This is a genomic window from Streptomyces hokutonensis (assembly GCF_000376565.1).
Classification (GTDB): domain Bacteria; phylum Actinomycetota; class Actinomycetes; order Streptomycetales; family Streptomycetaceae; genus Streptomyces; species Streptomyces hokutonensis.
In genome coordinates, this window is the sequence record NZ_BARG01000136.1 from 1 (window position 1) to 15,583 (window position 15,583).

Annotated in this window: 17 protein-coding genes; 4 read left to right on the forward strand and 13 right to left on the reverse strand. The window is 69.7% G+C overall.

Translation table 11 applies throughout. The features are described 5' to 3' along the window. Positions 1-773, reverse strand: a 773-nt coding sequence (locus tag SSP08S_RS53810; protein WP_019075924.1) for an RNA polymerase sigma factor, incomplete at its 3' end; no start/stop codon positions are given. Between the two features lie 43 nt (positions 774-816). Next, positions 817-2,136, reverse strand: coding sequence for an alginate lyase family protein (locus SSP08S_RS53815; RefSeq protein WP_019075925.1), 1,320 nt, complete (start codon positions 2,134-2,136; stop codon positions 817-819). Between the two features lie 246 nt (positions 2,137-2,382). Here SSP08S_RS53815 and SSP08S_RS53820 point away from each other — a divergent pair, with 246 nt between their 5' ends. Further along, positions 2,383-3,540, forward strand: coding sequence for a serine hydrolase domain-containing protein (locus SSP08S_RS53820; RefSeq protein ID WP_026179617.1), 1,158 nt, complete (start codon positions 2,383-2,385; stop codon positions 3,538-3,540). Here the strand turns inward: SSP08S_RS53820 and SSP08S_RS53825 are convergent. The 8 genes from SSP08S_RS53825 to SSP08S_RS53860 form a co-directional block, all read right to left on the reverse strand. Further along, a complete protein-coding gene (locus SSP08S_RS53825) occupies positions 3,533-4,057 on the reverse strand; it encodes a hypothetical protein (protein WP_019075927.1) in 525 nt (174 codons plus the stop codon). The genes SSP08S_RS53820 and SSP08S_RS53825 overlap by 8 nt on opposite strands. A gap of 42 nt (positions 4,058-4,099) precedes the next feature. Next, the gene (locus SSP08S_RS53830; protein WP_245608156.1) at positions 4,100-5,722 is read right to left on the reverse strand and encodes a carboxylesterase/lipase family protein; all 1,623 of its coding nucleotides are present in this window, start codon (positions 5,720-5,722) and stop codon (positions 4,100-4,102) included. 134 nt (positions 5,723-5,856) lie between these two features. Continuing rightward, positions 5,857-6,327, reverse strand: coding sequence for a hypothetical protein (locus tag SSP08S_RS53835; RefSeq protein WP_026179618.1), 471 nt, complete (start codon positions 6,325-6,327; stop codon positions 5,857-5,859). After that, positions 6,311-6,802 (reverse strand): RNA polymerase sigma factor, encoded by a 492-nt coding sequence (locus SSP08S_RS53840; protein WP_026179619.1) that lies wholly within the window; start codon positions 6,800-6,802, stop codon positions 6,311-6,313. Before SSP08S_RS53840 ends, SSP08S_RS53835 begins: the two co-directional genes overlap by 17 nt. A gap of 85 nt (positions 6,803-6,887) precedes the next feature. After that, positions 6,888-7,526 (reverse strand): class F sortase, encoded by a 639-nt coding sequence (locus SSP08S_RS53845; protein ID WP_019075930.1) that lies wholly within the window; start codon positions 7,524-7,526, stop codon positions 6,888-6,890. After that, a complete protein-coding gene (locus SSP08S_RS53850; RefSeq protein ID WP_026179620.1) occupies positions 7,523-7,891 on the reverse strand; it encodes a hypothetical protein in 369 nt (122 codons plus the stop codon). The genes SSP08S_RS53845 and SSP08S_RS53850 overlap by 4 nt, the downstream gene beginning before the upstream one ends. Positions 7,892-8,061: 170 nt before the next feature. Beyond that, positions 8,062-8,421 (reverse strand): nuclear transport factor 2 family protein, encoded by a 360-nt coding sequence (locus tag SSP08S_RS53855; protein ID WP_019075932.1) that lies wholly within the window; start codon positions 8,419-8,421, stop codon positions 8,062-8,064. Between the two features lie 109 nt (positions 8,422-8,530). Beyond that, positions 8,531-9,598: an ABC transporter permease gene (locus SSP08S_RS53860; RefSeq protein ID WP_019075933.1), complete on the reverse strand. Its 1,068-nt coding sequence runs from the start codon at positions 9,596-9,598 to the stop codon at positions 8,531-8,533. Between the two features lie 78 nt (positions 9,599-9,676). On the opposite strand from SSP08S_RS53860, the gene SSP08S_RS53865 reads away from it, so the two are divergent. Next, the gene (locus SSP08S_RS53865; protein ID WP_019075934.1) at positions 9,677-10,129 is read left to right on the forward strand and encodes a MarR family winged helix-turn-helix transcriptional regulator; all 453 of its coding nucleotides are present in this window, start codon (positions 9,677-9,679) and stop codon (positions 10,127-10,129) included. 128 nt (positions 10,130-10,257) lie between these two features. On the opposite strand, the gene SSP08S_RS53870 is transcribed toward SSP08S_RS53865, so the two are convergent. Next, positions 10,258-11,727, reverse strand: coding sequence for an MFS transporter (locus SSP08S_RS53870; RefSeq protein ID WP_026179621.1), 1,470 nt, complete (start codon positions 11,725-11,727; stop codon positions 10,258-10,260). A 146-nt stretch (positions 11,728-11,873) separates the two neighbouring features. Here SSP08S_RS53870 and SSP08S_RS53875 point away from each other — a divergent pair, with 146 nt between their 5' ends. Continuing rightward, on the forward strand, positions 11,874-12,440 hold the full coding sequence (locus tag SSP08S_RS53875; RefSeq protein ID WP_019075936.1) for a TetR/AcrR family transcriptional regulator: 567 nt from the start codon (positions 11,874-11,876) through the stop codon (positions 12,438-12,440). Positions 12,441-12,596: 156 nt separating this feature from the next. Here the strand turns inward: SSP08S_RS53875 and SSP08S_RS53880 are convergent, their stop codons facing one another. Together SSP08S_RS53880 and SSP08S_RS53885 are read right to left on the reverse strand one after the other, a co-directional pair. Next, on the reverse strand, positions 12,597-13,211 hold the full coding sequence (locus SSP08S_RS53880; protein WP_245608157.1) for a DUF6308 family protein: 615 nt from the start codon (positions 13,209-13,211) through the stop codon (positions 12,597-12,599). A 53-nt stretch (positions 13,212-13,264) separates the two neighbouring features. Continuing rightward, on the reverse strand, positions 13,265-14,491 hold the full coding sequence (locus tag SSP08S_RS53885) for a VWA domain-containing protein (RefSeq protein WP_026179623.1): 1,227 nt from the start codon (positions 14,489-14,491) through the stop codon (positions 13,265-13,267). A 205-nt stretch (positions 14,492-14,696) separates the two neighbouring features. Here SSP08S_RS53885 and SSP08S_RS64105 point away from each other — a divergent pair. Then, positions 14,697-15,583 (forward strand): DUF4236 domain-containing protein (locus SSP08S_RS64105; protein ID WP_043260482.1); only part of this gene is annotated, 887 nt, incomplete at its 3' end.

A 15,583-nucleotide genomic window follows, 5' to 3' on the forward strand; every position in this document is an offset into this window, starting at 1 on the left:
GTCTTCGCGCCGAAGGCCAGGGACAGGGTGAAGCCGAGTGGGAGGGGGACGAGGGCGATGCCGACGAGGAGGCGTTCCGCGGGGACGACGGACTCTCGGGGGTCGCCGCAGTAGGTGCAGCCGCGCAGGTGGCGGGCCACGCGTTTGCGCCAGACGGAGTCCTGGCGGCCGTCCCAGCGGGCGGTGACCTCGCGGAGTTCGGGGCAGGCGCCGTCGAGGGCGCGGACGATGGCCCGGGCGGTCTCCAGGCGTTCCTTCATGCGCTGGACGCGGACCGCCGCGTGCTGGCGGCTGATGCCGACGGCGGACGCGAGTTCGCGGCGGGTGAGTTCGCCGCCGACCTCCAGCCACCACAGGGAGAGGAGTTGGCGGTCCTCGTCGTCGAGCCAGCGGACCGCCTCCGCGACCTCGCGCCGCTGGCCCTCCAACTGGAGCCGGAGGACGGTCAGTTCGGCGAAGTCGGCGGCGTCCCCCGGTAGCCCGTCCGGGAGTTGGTCGGGCGACTTGCGGCGGCGGGCCCGGTCCCGGATCTGGCGCATGGCGATCGCGACCAGCCAGGACCGGAAGCTGTCGGGGTCGCGGAGCGAGCCCAGGTGGTCGACGGCGCGGAGCATCGTCTCCTGGACCACGTCGTCCACGTCGGCGTGGCCGTTGAGGGCGCGGCCGACCACGTTGTAGACCAACGGCAGCCAGCCCGCGACCAGTTCGTCCAGCGCCCGCCGGTCACCGGCCTGCGCCGCCTCGATGGTGGAGTGCCACTGCCGCCCGTCCACGTCGTTCTCCGCCCTTCCCGACCTCACCCGGTCTCCCCCGACGTCACTTGCTGTACAGCAGCGTCCCGAAGCCGAGTTGGTCGTAGCCGCCACTGTTGGGCCCGTAGTCGCCGCCACCGCCCTCCGCACGCACCTTCTCAGCCATGAGGGTGATGAACGGGGTGCTCAGGCGCCGCCGGCGGGCGTAGTGGTTGTGCAGAATCTCCCAAACCGGGCGAACGGCTCCCCGGGCTATGTCGGAGATCACAGGCTGCTCCATGTAGCGTCCGGCGCCCTGTCCGCTGCGCCAGGCGTACGTCGTGAACGGCACGGCCGCGCCGAGGTTGTACTTGGCGACGTACTCGGCGGCCTTCATGAACCGGTTGTCGAGGTAGCCGTAGAGGTCGACGCCCTGGTTCCAGGCCATCTCGCAGATCGCGCCCATGAGGCCCATGCCCATCATGGTGTGACCCTGGTCCCGCCCGCTCTCCTGCCACTGGGCGAGGTTCTGGCCGCCGTAGACGAAGGGGATGGCGTGCGTGAACGAGCCGTTGCCCGCACCGGACTTCATATAGGTCACCGCGCGTTCGAAGGTGGCGCGGTCGTCGCACAGGATGCCGGTCGCCATGAGGGAGGCGACGTTGCACAGGTCCCAATTCGCCCAGTAGTTGGTGATGTTGGCGGTGTTGTGGTTGGTGAGGAAGTCCGTGTTCATGGGGGTGAAGACCGTGCGCAGCATCTTCTTGAAGCGGGCGAACTCGAAGTCGGGGTGGTCGCGGACGAGTTCGGCCGCGTTGGCGAACTGGTAGCCGTAGATGCCGGAGGCCAGGAAGCGGTCGGCGTTGCCGTTGACCGAGGTGAGCGTGGCCGACCAGGCGTTGAGGATGGCGACGGCCGTGTCGCCGTTGGCCTTGGTGCCGCCGATCTGCCGGCGCAGGGCGTTCTGGTAGGCGGCGTGGATGTCGTTGTAGAGGATGCCGTAGTTCTGGCCGGTGCCGCCGCGTACGACGACGGCCTGCGGGCGGGGCTGCCAAGTGCTCGCGGAGTGCGGGTTGTTGATGAGACGGGTCCAGCCCTTCAGCCAGGGGTCCTTGTGGGCGGCGATCCGCACCTTGGCGCGGTGCAGGTCACCGGCGTTGTGCAGCATGCCGGGGTGGACGAGGGCCTCCGGCCGGGCGGTGGCGGTACCGATGGCCGTGCCGGGCTGCGCGGCGTCCGCGCCGCCTCCGGAGAACGCGGCGATCCCGCCGCCGACGACTCCCGCCGCCGCGACTCCGCCGCCCAGCGTGAACAGGCCCCGGCGGGTGAGGCGGTGCTTGTTGGCGGGCTTGCGGGCGCCGGCCGGCTTGGGGGCGCTGGTCGGCTCGGGTGCGTTCGTTGCCATGTGGGTGGCTCCGGTGCGTGAGGAATCGGGGGACGCAGAGGGAGACGGGGTGAAGGCTTCGGCGATAACAGTTTTTACGGCGCCGAGCTGGATCCCGTAGGGGGCAACCCCGGTAAACCCCTTGTTCCGCAAGGGAGTTGGTCCGGGTGACGCCAGGGGTTGGTGCCCTCCTCGCCGACGATCCGGGGAGGGCCGTAGCAGATGAGGCTGATCACCGACAGCCACCGGAGAACCCAGGAGCAGCCGATGCGCACCCGCCGTCGCACCACCGTCCTCACCGCCTCCCTCGTCCTCGCCCTCGCGACCGGACCGCTGGCCGCACCCGCGTTCGCCTCGTCCCTGTCCCCCTCAACTGCCGTACGGGGAACGGCCGGTCCGGATGCCGAGGCGCTGCGGGCCGCGCTCGCCGGGCTGCCGGACGCGGATGCCACGGCGGCTCTCGTGCGGGTGGGAGGGACGGACGGGAGCTGGCGCGGGAGTGCCGGGGTGCACGATCTGGAGAGCGGTGCCGCCGCGGATCCGGACGCGCGCTTCCGGGCCGGTTCGACGACGAAGGTGGTGACGGCGGCGACGGTGCTGCGGCTCGCGGCACAGGGGAAGGTCGAACTGGACACACCGGTCCAGCACTACCTCCCGGGGCTGCTCACGAAGGCCTTCGAGCCCATCTCCGTACGGCAGTTGCTGAACCACACGAGTGGTATCCAGGCCGGTGACGGCTTCGGGGACGCCTTCGCCGACCAGTACGCGCACCGCTTCGACACGCTCACACCGGGGGAGGTGGTGGCGTCGGCGGTGGCGAAGGGCCCGGAGTTCCGGCCGGGCACGCGGCAGGACTACCTGAACATCAACTACACGATCCTCGGCCTGCTGATCGAGAAGGTGACGGGCCACTCGTACGCCTCGGAGGCCACGCGGCTCGTGCTGCGCCCGGCGGGCATGCGGGACACGTACTTCCCCGGCGCCGACCCGCGCATCCGGGGCCCGCACAACCACGGCTACCAGGTGGTCCAACAGGCCGACGGTGCAACGAAGTTCGTCGACGTCACCGACTGGAACCAGGCGGACCGGTGGGCGGCCGGCGACATGATCTCGACGACCGCCGATCTGGAACGGCTGATCAGGGCACTGTTCCGGGGTCGGATCGTGCCGGGGCCGCAGCTCAAGGAGATGTTCACGGTGCCGCCCGGTATCAAGGGCGCCAGCTACAGCGCCGGGCTCCAGCGTTTCGAGTACGGCGGCAAGGTGTACTGGCTCAAGTCCGGCTCCCGGTACGGCTACAGCGCGGTCGTCCTCGCCACCCGCGACCTGTCCCGCACCCTCGTCTACTCCGTCGACTCGACGGACGCCAAGGGCGAGTCGATGAACGCGGTAGCGATGCGGATCGCGCTGGCGGCACTCAAGTAGCCGGTGCGGCGACGGGAGTTGGCGCGAGCACCGCTTCCAGCCGCTTGATCTTCTTCCGGACGACGTACAGCGGGACGATCCCGATCACCCCGAAGGACATGTCGATCACCGTCCACCAGAGGGGAATTCCGCGGATCGGTCCGCAGATCAGGGCGAGCGGAATGATTCCGGCGCAGGCGATCATCCCGAACTCGACGACCCAGATGTTGCGGACGGGGTCGCGGTAGGGGCCGTAGAAGGCGACCGCGATGACGAGATGCGCGAAGGCCAGCCAGTCCGTGCCGTAGAGGAGGAAGGGGTAGTCGCTGTCGGCGGTGTCGAGTCCCTGGCGTACGCGCTCGATCCAGTCCGCGAGGGCGGGCAGGTAGTGCGGTACGGACAGGGACGTCAACACGTCCTCGGTCCAGCGGAGTTCGTGGACCAGCGGGAAGGCGGTGGCGCCGCTGAGCACCAGACAGACGACGAACAGGCCAAGCCAGACACGGATGCCCTTCAGGAGGGCGGCTCTGTCGTTCATGGCGGCAGCCTACGCCGATAATTGAACGTGTTCAAAACCTCTTCACGACGTCCCGAGGCTCCCCCAGAAGTCCAGATCATGTTCCTCGGCGAAGCCGCGCGTGGACTTGGAGCAGGCGGCCGGAGGCGTGTCGCTCGACGGGGCCGTGTCGCAGGCCTTCAAGGACATCAACTCCCCTGTTCCCGTACGGTACTTCGGCCAGTTCGGGAGGCCGGAGCCGTTCGGGTCGCCCGTCGCGGTGAAGTGGTCCCAGAAGGTGATCATCTGGTGGGACAGCTCCAGTTGGCCGTCGTCGTAGGGGAGGGTCTGGCCGAGGTAGTCCCAGAGGTAGCCGAGGTCGTCGACGTGGATGGCGCCGCCGAAGGGGAAGTCGCGGGCCGTGGCGCTCTGTTGCTGGAGGCGGTAGATCGAGGTGAAGTGCGGGGTGTCGCTCTCGGCGAACTCGTAGGCGTACGTCGGCACCCAGCGCGACAGTCGTGCCATCAGCTGTTGGCGGTCGTAGGAGGTCGAGCCGTTCTGGACCGCCGTCCAGGCCTGGCCCGGAGTCGGGTAGGCGGTCAGCGGGTACTCGGCGAGGACCTTGTCGGCGTTGGTGCCGTATGTCGACTTCACCGACTGGGTGTACTGGTCGGCGGTCATCGGTGTGCCGAGGTAGTCGTAGTTCTGGAAGGTGAACAGGCCGCGTTCGCTGTTGGTCTGGCCCAGCATGACCGGGACCCTCGTGAAGTTCCCGGTCTGTACGGCCGTTCCCGGGTCGAGCGGGAAGGCCGTGCCGCCGAAGGACGGGCGGACGGGGGCCTTCAGTTGGGCCGCGACGATCGCGGTGGCGGGCTTGGCGCGCAGACAGGCGAGGACGTCGGGGGCGGTGGCGCAGCCGATCTCCTTGACGAAGGCCCGGCTCTGCGTCTCACCGGCGGCGGCCGACTGGAGGGCGCAGCTGCCGCTCATGATCACCACGCGGGCGAACAGGCCCTTGGCGGTGGGCGAGGCGAGCTGGTCGCAGACCGAACTGCCGCCCGCGGACTGGCCCGCGATGGTGACGTCGCCCGCGTCGCCGCCGAAGTGCCCGATGTTGGACCGCACCCAGCGCAGCGCCGCCTGCTGGTCCAACAGGCCGTAGTTTCCGGCACCGTTGGCGTTCTCGGCGCGGAGTTCGGGGAGGTTGAGGTAACCGAGCGGGCCCAGGCGGTAGTTGACGGTGACGACGACCGCGCCGGTCTGCTGGACGAACTTGCGCGGGTTGGTGTCCTGGCCCGCGCCGCCGAAGAAGCCGCCGCCGTGGATCCAGACCACGACCGGGGCGTCCGCCGTACTCCCTTGCGGGGCGTAGACGTTGAGGCCGAGGCAGTCCTCGGTGGTGATCGCCTTCTCGTAGCCGGGGTCCCAGCCGGAGGGCTGGGCGCAGCGGTCGCTGAAGTGGGTGGCGTCGCGGACGCCCGTCCAGGAGGCGGCCGGGCGGGGGGCGGTCCAGCGGTCGGCGGCGGTGGGGGTGGCGGCGTACGGGATGCCGAGCCAGGCGTCGTATCCGGTCCGAGCCTGTCCCTTCACCTTGCCGGAGGCGGTGGGGACCACCAGCGATGCGCGGTGCGAACTCCCTTGTGCGGGAGGGGACTTCAGCGCGTGTACGGCGATCGGGGACAGAAGCCCGAGGCCGAGCACGCTCACGGTCGCCAGGATGGTGCGGACTCTGCTGCGGAGTGTCGTCGTCCTTCCCATGACTCACTTGTGTAACCGCTTGGCAATATTGTCGGCAAGATGCGCGACATGATTGGCTGCAATTACCCCTGCGGGCGCGGGAGTTACCGCGTGCGGGTCGGCACGGCCGAGGGGGCGACGGACCGGGCCGTGGATGCGGCCGATGCCGATGCCGATGCCGATGCCGTGGGGATCCTGGACGGTTCCGTGGTGGGGGCGCTCGTGCGGCTCGGGTCCGCGCTGGGGGTGGGTGCCTGGGTGGCGGGCGGAGTCGTAGGAGCAGGACTGCTGCTCGCGGGGGGCGGGGCGAGCGGGACCGTGGGGGTCACCGGTGCGTCGTGGTGGGCCAGGCGGAACGGGAGGGCGGCGAGGACCAGGACCGCGCAGGTCGCGCCGGCGCCGGCCGCCGCGCGGAGCAGGCGGCGGCGGTGCGCGCCGCGGCGGATCGACTCGTAGCGGCCGGGGGGCGGGCCCAGGTACTCGGCGGAGGAGGGCCGCAGGATGACCGTGAGGGGGTCGTCGAGGGCGAAGTCGGGCTCACGCCCCTCGTCCTCCTCGTCAAAGTGTGTGGTCAAGGCTTCTCCTCAGATGGGCTCGGAGCAGTTCGCGGGCCGCGTGGAGGTCGGCCTTGATGGTTCCTTCCTTGCGCCCGGTCAGCACGGACACCTCCCGGATCGGCATGTCAGCGTAGTAGTGCAGGAGGATCGGGACGCGCAGTCGTTCCGGCAGCGACTGGACGAGCAGCCGTACGGACGGATCGGTCTGTTCGGTGGGCGGTCGTATCGCTTCCTCGGTGGTGGCGCGGCGCACGGCCCGGCGTTCGCGCTCCAGTTTGCGCCAGTGGTCCCGGACGAGATTGGCCGCGGTGACGTAGAGGAAGCCGCGCGGTTCCGCGACCTTCGTCCAGCGGGCCCAGAGCCGGGTGAAGGCCTCGGAGGCGATCTCGTGGGCCGTCTCGTCGTCGTCGACGAGCCGGCGGCACCAGCCGGCGAGGCGCGGGTAGACGGCGGCGAACAGTTCGGACGCTGCCCTCTCGCGGGACCGTTTCAACATGCTCCGTAGGGGGTGGTGAGGTTCACGGAGGAAGACCCCGGACCGCCGGCGGGGGTTCCGGCGGTCCGGGATCCGGACCGGGTCAGGGGCTCGCGGCGGTCAGTGCCGCGAAGACGATCACGTTGTCGAGGTAGCCCGTACCGGTGCGGGTTCCGCCGCAGGTGATGAGCCGCAGTGCGGGGCGGTCCACGTTCCCGTACACCTCGTCCGACGGGAAGTCGGCCTTGGCGACCGTCCGCACCTCGGTGACCGCGAACACGGCCGTCGTGCCGTTCTCCAGGCCCACGTCGATCCGGTTGCCCGCGCGCAGCCGCGCCAGGTGCCGGAAGACCCCGTCCCCGTACGCGCCGACCGTCACATGCCCGAGGATCACCGACGGCCCGGTCGCGCCGGGGGTCGGCGAGTACCGGTACCAGCCCGCCCGGTCGTGCGCCGTGATCGGCGGCACCTGCACGGTGCCGTCCGAGGCCAGCCCCAGCTTCATGACCGGGGTGTCGACCCCGATGGCCGGGACGCGCAGGGTGACCGGGACGGACCGGGCGAGGGCGTGCACCGGCTTCGCGGCGGCGGACGGCGCGGCGGGTGTCGGGCTTCCCTGCTCCGAACTCCCCTGTTTCGCGGCGGAGTTCGTGGCCGGGGCGGTCCCGTTTCCGCCGCCGCAGCCGGTGAGCAGGGCCGCCGCCGAGGCCGTGACGAAGGCGCGCCTGGAGAGCGAGGTCATGCCCCGGTCGCCCTCCGGCGCCGTACGACGACGAAGGCGCCGCCACCGACGACGGCCGCGGCGGCTCCCCCGCCGATCAGCGTGGTCGACAGGTCGGACGACTTCGGCTCCGGCGCGACACCGGTGTCCGGGGCGCCGCGGGGGACGGTGGCGACCTGGCTGGGCGCGACGGTCGGTTCGGCGGAGGGCTCGGCGCTCCGGGTGGGCGCGGCGGTGGCGCTGGGGACCGCGCTGGGCGCCGTGGTCGGCGCGGCGGTCGCGGCGCGGCTGGGCGACGCGGATGCCCCGTGGGCGAACGCGGGCACGGTGCTCGCCAGTACGGCGCCGCACGCGAGTGCCATGGCGCTGAGGACAGTTCGGCGCATGAATCGCTCTCTCTCGTCTGCCGGCCCGCCGGGGCCGCCGGTGGTGCACCGGCGGGGCGGGTTACGGATCGAGCGGAGAGACGAGGCAGCGGGAGAGCGGGTTGTAAAGAGCGGGCAAAGTCCTGGAGGCGTACGGGACTTCACTCACCGCGCCCGCCGTCCTGCGGTGCTCAGGCGGAGAGCGGGGCGAGGTCGACGTAGACGCGGAAGTCGTCGATGAGGCCGGTCTCGTCGACGTGCCACATGGTGACGGCGGGGACGGTGACCGTGTCGCCGGTCAGCAGGAAGTAGTCGACCGTCTCCTCGACGATGGCGTCGGCGCCGGTGTACCACTCACGGACGACGTTGTGGCGCAGCCCCTTGACGGTGCCGAAAAAGGCGCCGATGCCGGCCGCTATCTCCTCGGGTCCGGTCATCGGCGCCGCGTTCCCGAAGCGCATCCGGCCGTGTAACGCGAACAGGCGGCTGAAGCCTACGGCGTCGGTCCCGTCGACCAGGGCGAAGACCCTGGCGGCGAATTCTGTGGGCATGGTGGGCTCCCTCGGGTCGAGACTCCGGTGACGGCACCGGCGGCCCGGTCCCTTGTACGGCTGTACGGCGTCGAGCCTAGTCCGCGCCGGGGCAAGGGAGTTGACGCCTTCAGGCGGGTGCGGCCGCTGCGGTGGCCGGAGTGCCCCGCCGGTACACGTCCTTGAGGTAGAGGACGAGGGCGGCGCCGAGTATCCACACCGGGAGGATCACCAGGGCGCGGGTGAGGCCGTCGTTCTGGAAGCGGGACAGGCCCTGCATCGCGCGGACGCCGACTCCGACCGGCAGGATCTCGGAGAGCGGGCGCAGCCAGCCGGGGAGGTAGGCCGCGGGCATGATGCCGCCGCTGCTGCTGTTGCCGAGGATCAGCATGAGGATCGAGGCGAGGCTGACGCCGGCCGAGCCGAACAGCCGCAGCAGGACCATGGTCGTACCGCCGACCGCCGCGCCCATCAGCGCGATGACCGTGACGAGCGGCAGGAAGGAGCCGGGCAGCGCGCCGAAACCGGTGCTGCCGGCGATGGTCGCGATCAGCAGTCCGCCGACGATGCCGAACAGGGCCAGGCTGGCCATCCGCCAGCGGTACTGGAGGCGGGGCGCGAGCTGGTAGGTGGTCATACCGAAGAGGTAGCCCGCGAGGACCAGGCCGAAGGCCGCGTAGAAGACGGAGAGGCCGCGGGTGTCGCCGGCCGCGGCCGGGGCCACGTCCTCGACGGCGAGTTCGTGGTGCTCGGCGTGGGCGACGGAGCCGAAGGCGGTGGTCACGGTGGCGGTGACGGCGGCGCCGTTCGCGCTGCCGTAGAGGAGTTCGCCGTCGCCGAGGTAGGCGGCGTAGACCTTCCTGTCCTGTACGGCGTTCCGGGCGGCGTTCTCGTCGGGGTAGGTCTCGACGGTGAAACCGCCGGGGGCGACGCGCTCCAGGTCCTGGTTCAGGCGGGTCTGCGCGGTGCCTATCTCCGTTGTGCCGACGCGGAGTTGGTGCGGGCGCGGGGCATGGAAGGCGGCGAGGTAGACGCTGACGAACACGGTGCCGATCAGCAGCACGACCGCGACCGGAAGCAGGACGGCGCGCGTGTTTCCGGGGCCGGGAGGCGGGTGGGCCACGTCCAGGGCGTGCTTGTGCGGGGGGCGGGGGGTGCCCGTGGTGCCGGTGGCTCGGGGTGCGACTTGCTGGGACATCGGAGCGGTCCTAGATTAGAAGGCAACTGATATTATTTGTACATCACAATCAGCCGCCTTACAAAAGAGGTCCACCCTGTGAACCATCCCGACCGCCGCACCGGCTACGTCACCTGGCAGATCGGCCAGATCATGGCGGCCCGGATGGAGCGCGCCCTGCGCCCGCTCCGGCTGACCCTCGCCCAGCACCGGGCCCTGATGCAGGCCGTGCTCGATCCGGGGGTCTCCAGCGCGACCGCGGCACGGCGGGCGGCGATCACCCCGCAGTCCATGGGGACCGCGGTCAACGGGCTGGTGGAGCGGGGGATGCTGGAGCGCCGGACCACCCCCGGCGACCGGCGCACCCAACGCCTGCACGCCACCGAGGCCGGCGTACGCCTCGCGGCCCAGGCCGCCGACACGGTGGACGCGGCCCACGCGGAGGCGCTCCAGGCCCTGACACCGGCCGAGCAGGAACAGGCGCACGCACTGCTGCTGAAGCTGCTGGCTTCGCTGAATCCTTCGGCGCTGGAGGGTGGCGGGGCGGAGTAGCGGGACCGTCGACGTCACCATTCGCTCAGGCGCACGGAGTGATGATCTCCCAGTCCTGCGCGGGAGAGCGGCCGCATCAACTGCCTCTACCCAGCGGAACCCCCTCCCGGCCACGCCCGCTGTCGCCGTCAACGCCCGTTCGCTGACGCCCCGTTCGACGTGGTGACCGTGCCCGGCTCGGTGGAGCGCTGCGGCGTAGCGGAGTCTTCCGCGGGCTTGGACCTCACCAGCCACAGGCCGGTGAACGCGGCGGTGACCAGTGTGACGGCGCCGGCGGCGAGGAAGGCGGTGTCGAGGCCGGCCCCGAAGGAGGCTCCGTCGGACTGCCGGGTGCGGACGACGGCTCCGAGTACCGCCACGCCGAGCACCGCGCCGATCTGCCGGGTGGTGCTGCTGATGCCCGACGCGAGGCCGCCTTCCTGTGGGCCGACCGCTTGGATGGCGGCTCCCGTCAGGGGGGACATGGTCAGGGCGAAGCCGACGCCGACGACTGCCAGCCGCCACCACACGTTCCCGTAGCCCGTGTCGGCACGCACCGTGCCGAGCGCGAGGAGTCCGAGGCCGGCCAGGGCCAGGCCGGTGGTGACCAGGACGCGGAAGCCGTAGCGGGCGGCGAGCCGGCCCGCGTACGGGCTGACGACCACCATGGCGAGGGACACCGGCAGGGTCTGCAGGCCGGCGCGGAGGATCGAGCTGCCCTGGACGTACACGAAGAACTGGGAGAAGAAGAACGACGAGCCCATGAGCGCGAACCCCACCACGACCATGGCGGTGTTGGACACGGTGAACAGCCGCTGCCGGAACAGCCGCAGCGGCAGCATCGGGGCGGAGCGGCGCGCTTCGACGGCGACGAAGGCGGCGAGGAGGATCACCGCGACGGTGAAGGCGCCCAGGATCACCGGCGCCGTCCAGCCGCGGGCACCGCCCTCGATCAGCCCGTAGGTCAGGGCGCCCACCCCCAGAGCGGACAGCGCCGTGCCCGGGACGTCGATCGCGGGGGCGTCCGGATTACGGGACTCTTCGAGGCTGCGCAGACCGACGAGCAGCAGGACCACGCCGATGGGCAGATTGACCAGGAAGATCGCGGGCCAGCCGAAGGCGTCCGTCAGCACGCCACCGGCCACGGGGCCCACGGCCAGACCGATTCCGCTGAATCCGGCCCACAGCCCGATCGCCTTGATCCGATCCTGCGGTACGGGGTGGGCGGCGGCGAGCAGGGCCAGCGAGGCGGGGCTCAGCGCCGCGGCCCCGATGCCCTGCAGCACCCGGCCGGCGAGCAGCCAGCCGACCGAGGGCGCGAAGCTGCACAGCACCGACGCGGCGGTGAACACCGCGACGCCGGCCAGGTACACCCGCTTGCGGCCGAACCGGTCGGCGAAGACACCGCCGGACAGCAGCAGCATGGCGACGAGCAGGACGTACGCGTCGACGATCCATTGCAGACCGGTCAGTTGGGTGTGCAGCCGGTGCTGCATGTCGGGCAGCGCCGCCCCGACGATCGTGTTGTCGAGCAGGACCATGAACTGGCCCAGGCAGGTCACCGTGAGCAGCACGGCCCGGTTCGATCGACCGCCTGGGGCCGCGGGCGATGCAGCCATGGGGATTCCTCTCGATCGTCGGCTGCGCCCCTCCACGACTGACGCGGTCAGCCTCCGGGCGCACTAAAGCAGCCAACGGCTGCGTTAAAAGACTGTAGGGAGGGTCGCCTCATAAACGCAAGTACCGACTGCGTTAATCTGGAGGCATGAACGAGCGAACGCGCGCCCGGCGGCCCGGCGGGCGCAGCGCCCGCGTCGGCGCGGAGGTGCACCGGGCCGTCACCGACCTGATCAACGAGCGCGGCTACGGCAACTTCACCGTCGGCGACATCGCGGCGCGCGCGGGCGTGGCCGACAGCAGCATCTACCGCCGCTGGGGCAGCCTGGAGACCCTGCTCGGCGACGTGGCGCTCACCCGCCTCAACGCGCAGTCACCGATGCCCGACACCGGCAGCCTGGCCGGCGACCTGCGCACCTATGCGGCCAACGTGGCCCGAGAGATCACCGGCCCCGACGGCCTGGCCCTGCTGCGCCTCTCCGTCGCCCTGTCCAGCACCGGCCACCAGGGCCTGCGGGCACGCGACGACCTCCTCGCCGAACGCGCCCGCCAACTGCAGTCCATGCTCGACCGCGCCATCGACCGCGGCGAGCGGGCCCCCGACGCGCTCGGCGTCCTGGACCACATCCTGGCCCCGATGTACATCCGCGTCCTGCTGGGCATCGGCCCACTCACCCCGGACTACGTCGACGGGCTGGTCGACCGGTTGCTGTGACCGGCCGCGGGCATGTGACCAGGACCGATAGTTGGCACCAGAAGGCGTTCGTGACCTGCGCTGATGCCAACTAGCTTCTGGTACTGGAAGTACGGAATCAGAGAGATATTTGGCACTTTGGTACACCGCAGGTCAGAGGATGTTTCGCCGGGAACTTCAGGTCTCGGTGCAACGTCCCTTCTGATGATCCGCACGGTGATGCATCCACAACACCACATCGCAGACTCGAAGCGCGCTGACGGTCGCAGGGAGGCCAGCGGCCTGTCGTAGAGCCATCAGCTCGCGGTGCAACGCCTGGTTGTCGGCACGCAGTGCGCCATGCAACTCAAGCCAGAATGACTTCGGCCGCTCGAGAACACAGCGAACGACCTGATCGTAGACGGGCAACAACCGCGGCCTCTTCCGGGCGAGGAGCTTGCCGGCCGTCACCCACCCGACACCGGGTTGGTCACAGAGAACACGCCAGGCAGTGTGGGCCGGTGCCCCATCGCCCAGGTCGGTGACCTCAGCTTCGACCATGTCGACGTCATGGGGAACTCTGCCCAGTAGTTCGGACATTCGGAGACCAAGGTCGCCTTCCAGGAGGTCCAGGGCGACCTGCGCAGGGATCCTGACCGACAGGGTCTGAACAGCAATAAGATCATCGGCGGTCACTACATTCGCTACCGGTTGACGATCCCCTCTGCCGGCCAAATGCTCGAAACGACTGCCCGTGAATGGCACTGTTTCCAGGTCCAAGCTGATGCCGAAGTAGCGCCGAAGATTGGGCACGGCCTGATCAGAGGCGATGAGGCTGCTCAGTCGGTGCGCAAGTGGCGGTTGGCTCAACGCCGCAACCAGAGCGCGAAGGCGTCGATGAGGCCGGCGTAGAACCGCTCGTCGGGCACCGATCCCGGGTTCTTGCTCGCATCGTAGAAGGCCACGTTGGAGAAGGTGGCGGAGGCGGATGCGTTGAGGTTCTTGTAGAACGCGAGCTTGCCGCGTCCGAACCCGACGAACAGCCAGAACACCCCGAGCGATGCGGTGTTCTGCAGCAAGGAGCGGACCTCGGCCTTGTCCCATGGCTCATCTCCGACCTGCGTCACGATGAAGGCCGGGTCAGCCGCTCCTGACTCCTGGTAGTGCCCCACTGCGCGACGCATGGCGTCGGCGACATTGCCCCAGCCCCAGTCCACCTGGGTGTGCAACTGCCCGATACGCCCGCGGTAGTTGTCGAGACGGATCTCCTCCAGAAAAGGTTCTCTTCCGCTGGAGAAAACCACGGGCACGGTGCCGTCATCGTCAAGGTTGGCCGACAGCGCGAGGACACGCTCTGCGAAGGCCTGCACGGCAAACGACTCGTACAGCTCTTCCATGTGCCAGTCGTGGTCCAGGATCAGGTACACGGCCGCGCGCCGGTTCGAGATGCCCCGGTCCACGAGGGCGTTGCCGGCCTGACGAGCTGGGGGCAGCAGCGCCGGGGCCAGTCGTTCGACCTTCGACAAGTCAACCGCAGACCCCGCTGAACTCGAATTCGGATGCCCTTGGGCGGGAAGAGACACGGGTGTGGGAATGGGCTCGGGGTCGACATCCACTCCGTAGTCGGTGGCCAGACCAGCTAGGCCTGAGGCATACCCCTGTCCTACAGCGCGGATCTTCCATCCTTCGTTCCGCCGGTAAAGCTCCGCCAGGACCACAACCGTCTCGCCGGATGTGAAGTCCGGCGCGATGAACGACATGGCGGACGCCGCTGACTGGGTAATCGTCAGAAGCGGAGCGCGGGTGAAGACCGCGCCGGGCTGAAGCGGATCAGCACTCACCACAACGACCACCCGGTCCACATCAGCTGGCACACGGACGAGATCCACCGTGACCGCCGAGCCGGCCATTGACACACCGTCTTGGGACGGGTGGTTGTAGAAGACCAAGTCGTCGTCGCTGCGAACCTTGCCGTCCGCCCCTAGCAACAGCGCCGAGACATCCGCGGTCAACCCCTGAACCGACACCGTCAGTACCACCGGTGCCGCCAGCAGCGCCTGGTTCTCCCCTTTGCGCAACGACGTCGACCGCATCCTTCGCCCCCCTTGATCGCTGAGAGGGAAACGGTAGTCCGCTGGTGCTCGACCGTCTCGGCTTTGGGTGGAATGCGCCCCTGAGATGACTTCAGTCCCCGCTCCTCGCTCCAGATGACCAACCTCCCAGGGGTGAATGAGCCTGACACGTACTCCCGAAGTTTCTGTTGGTGCCACACTGTGCCCCCGGGGAAAGAGGTGGGCCATGGGATTCGGGTTCCGTGTCGGTGTGCCTGGGCTGAGTGTTCGTGTCTCCACACGAGGCGTGCGAACGTCCGTCGGTCCTCGTGCGGCGAGGCTCAGTGTGGGCAGTGGCGGCGCAAGGGTGTCGACGGGACTCGGTCCCTTCTACGCGTCGAGTTCACTCAGTGGCAGTCGGCGCCGGACCACTACGCGTCGCACCGCTCAGACTCGGTCGGTTGCCCCGTCGGCCGGTCAGTTGGAGCGAGCACGCCGCCAGGCCGAACGAGCCCAGCAGGAGGCGGAACGCGACGCCGCCATTGCTCAACTGCAAGAACTCAGGCTGCAAATGACCAGTGTCCACTTGCAGACCTTCGCCGCTGCGCAACCGCCTCTGATCCCAGGTGCTCCGCAACTCGGCCTGCCATGGGCACTCGCCGAAGCCCAGGCCTTCCACCTGCAAGGAGTAGGCCGACTCGCACGTGCCGAACGAGCTGCCGCCAAACAGCGTGCGCAGGCGGACGCTCCCGCGTACCTGGCCTCGGAGTCCGCGCGTCTACACGCCGTCCGTGAACAGATGGTCACCGAGGCAGGAGCGTGGTGGCACGCGTTGCTGGCCAACGACGAAGCCACTGTCTGCGAGGCGGTCAACACCGCGTTCTCCGACAATCCCGCCGCCGGCTGTGCAGTCGGCGTGGAGGGCTCGGTGCTGTCCGTCGTGATGCGGCAGCAGGACCTGGACACGATGCCCACCCAGACCGCAGGCCTGACCCCCAGTGGCCGTCCCACCCTGAAGAATCTCACCAAACGTGACCGGACCCTGTGGTGGTTGACAGCCATGGGCTCCAACATCGTCGCCACTCTCAAGGAAGGCTTCGCAACCGCACCCGGCATCCAGGCCATCGACCTGGC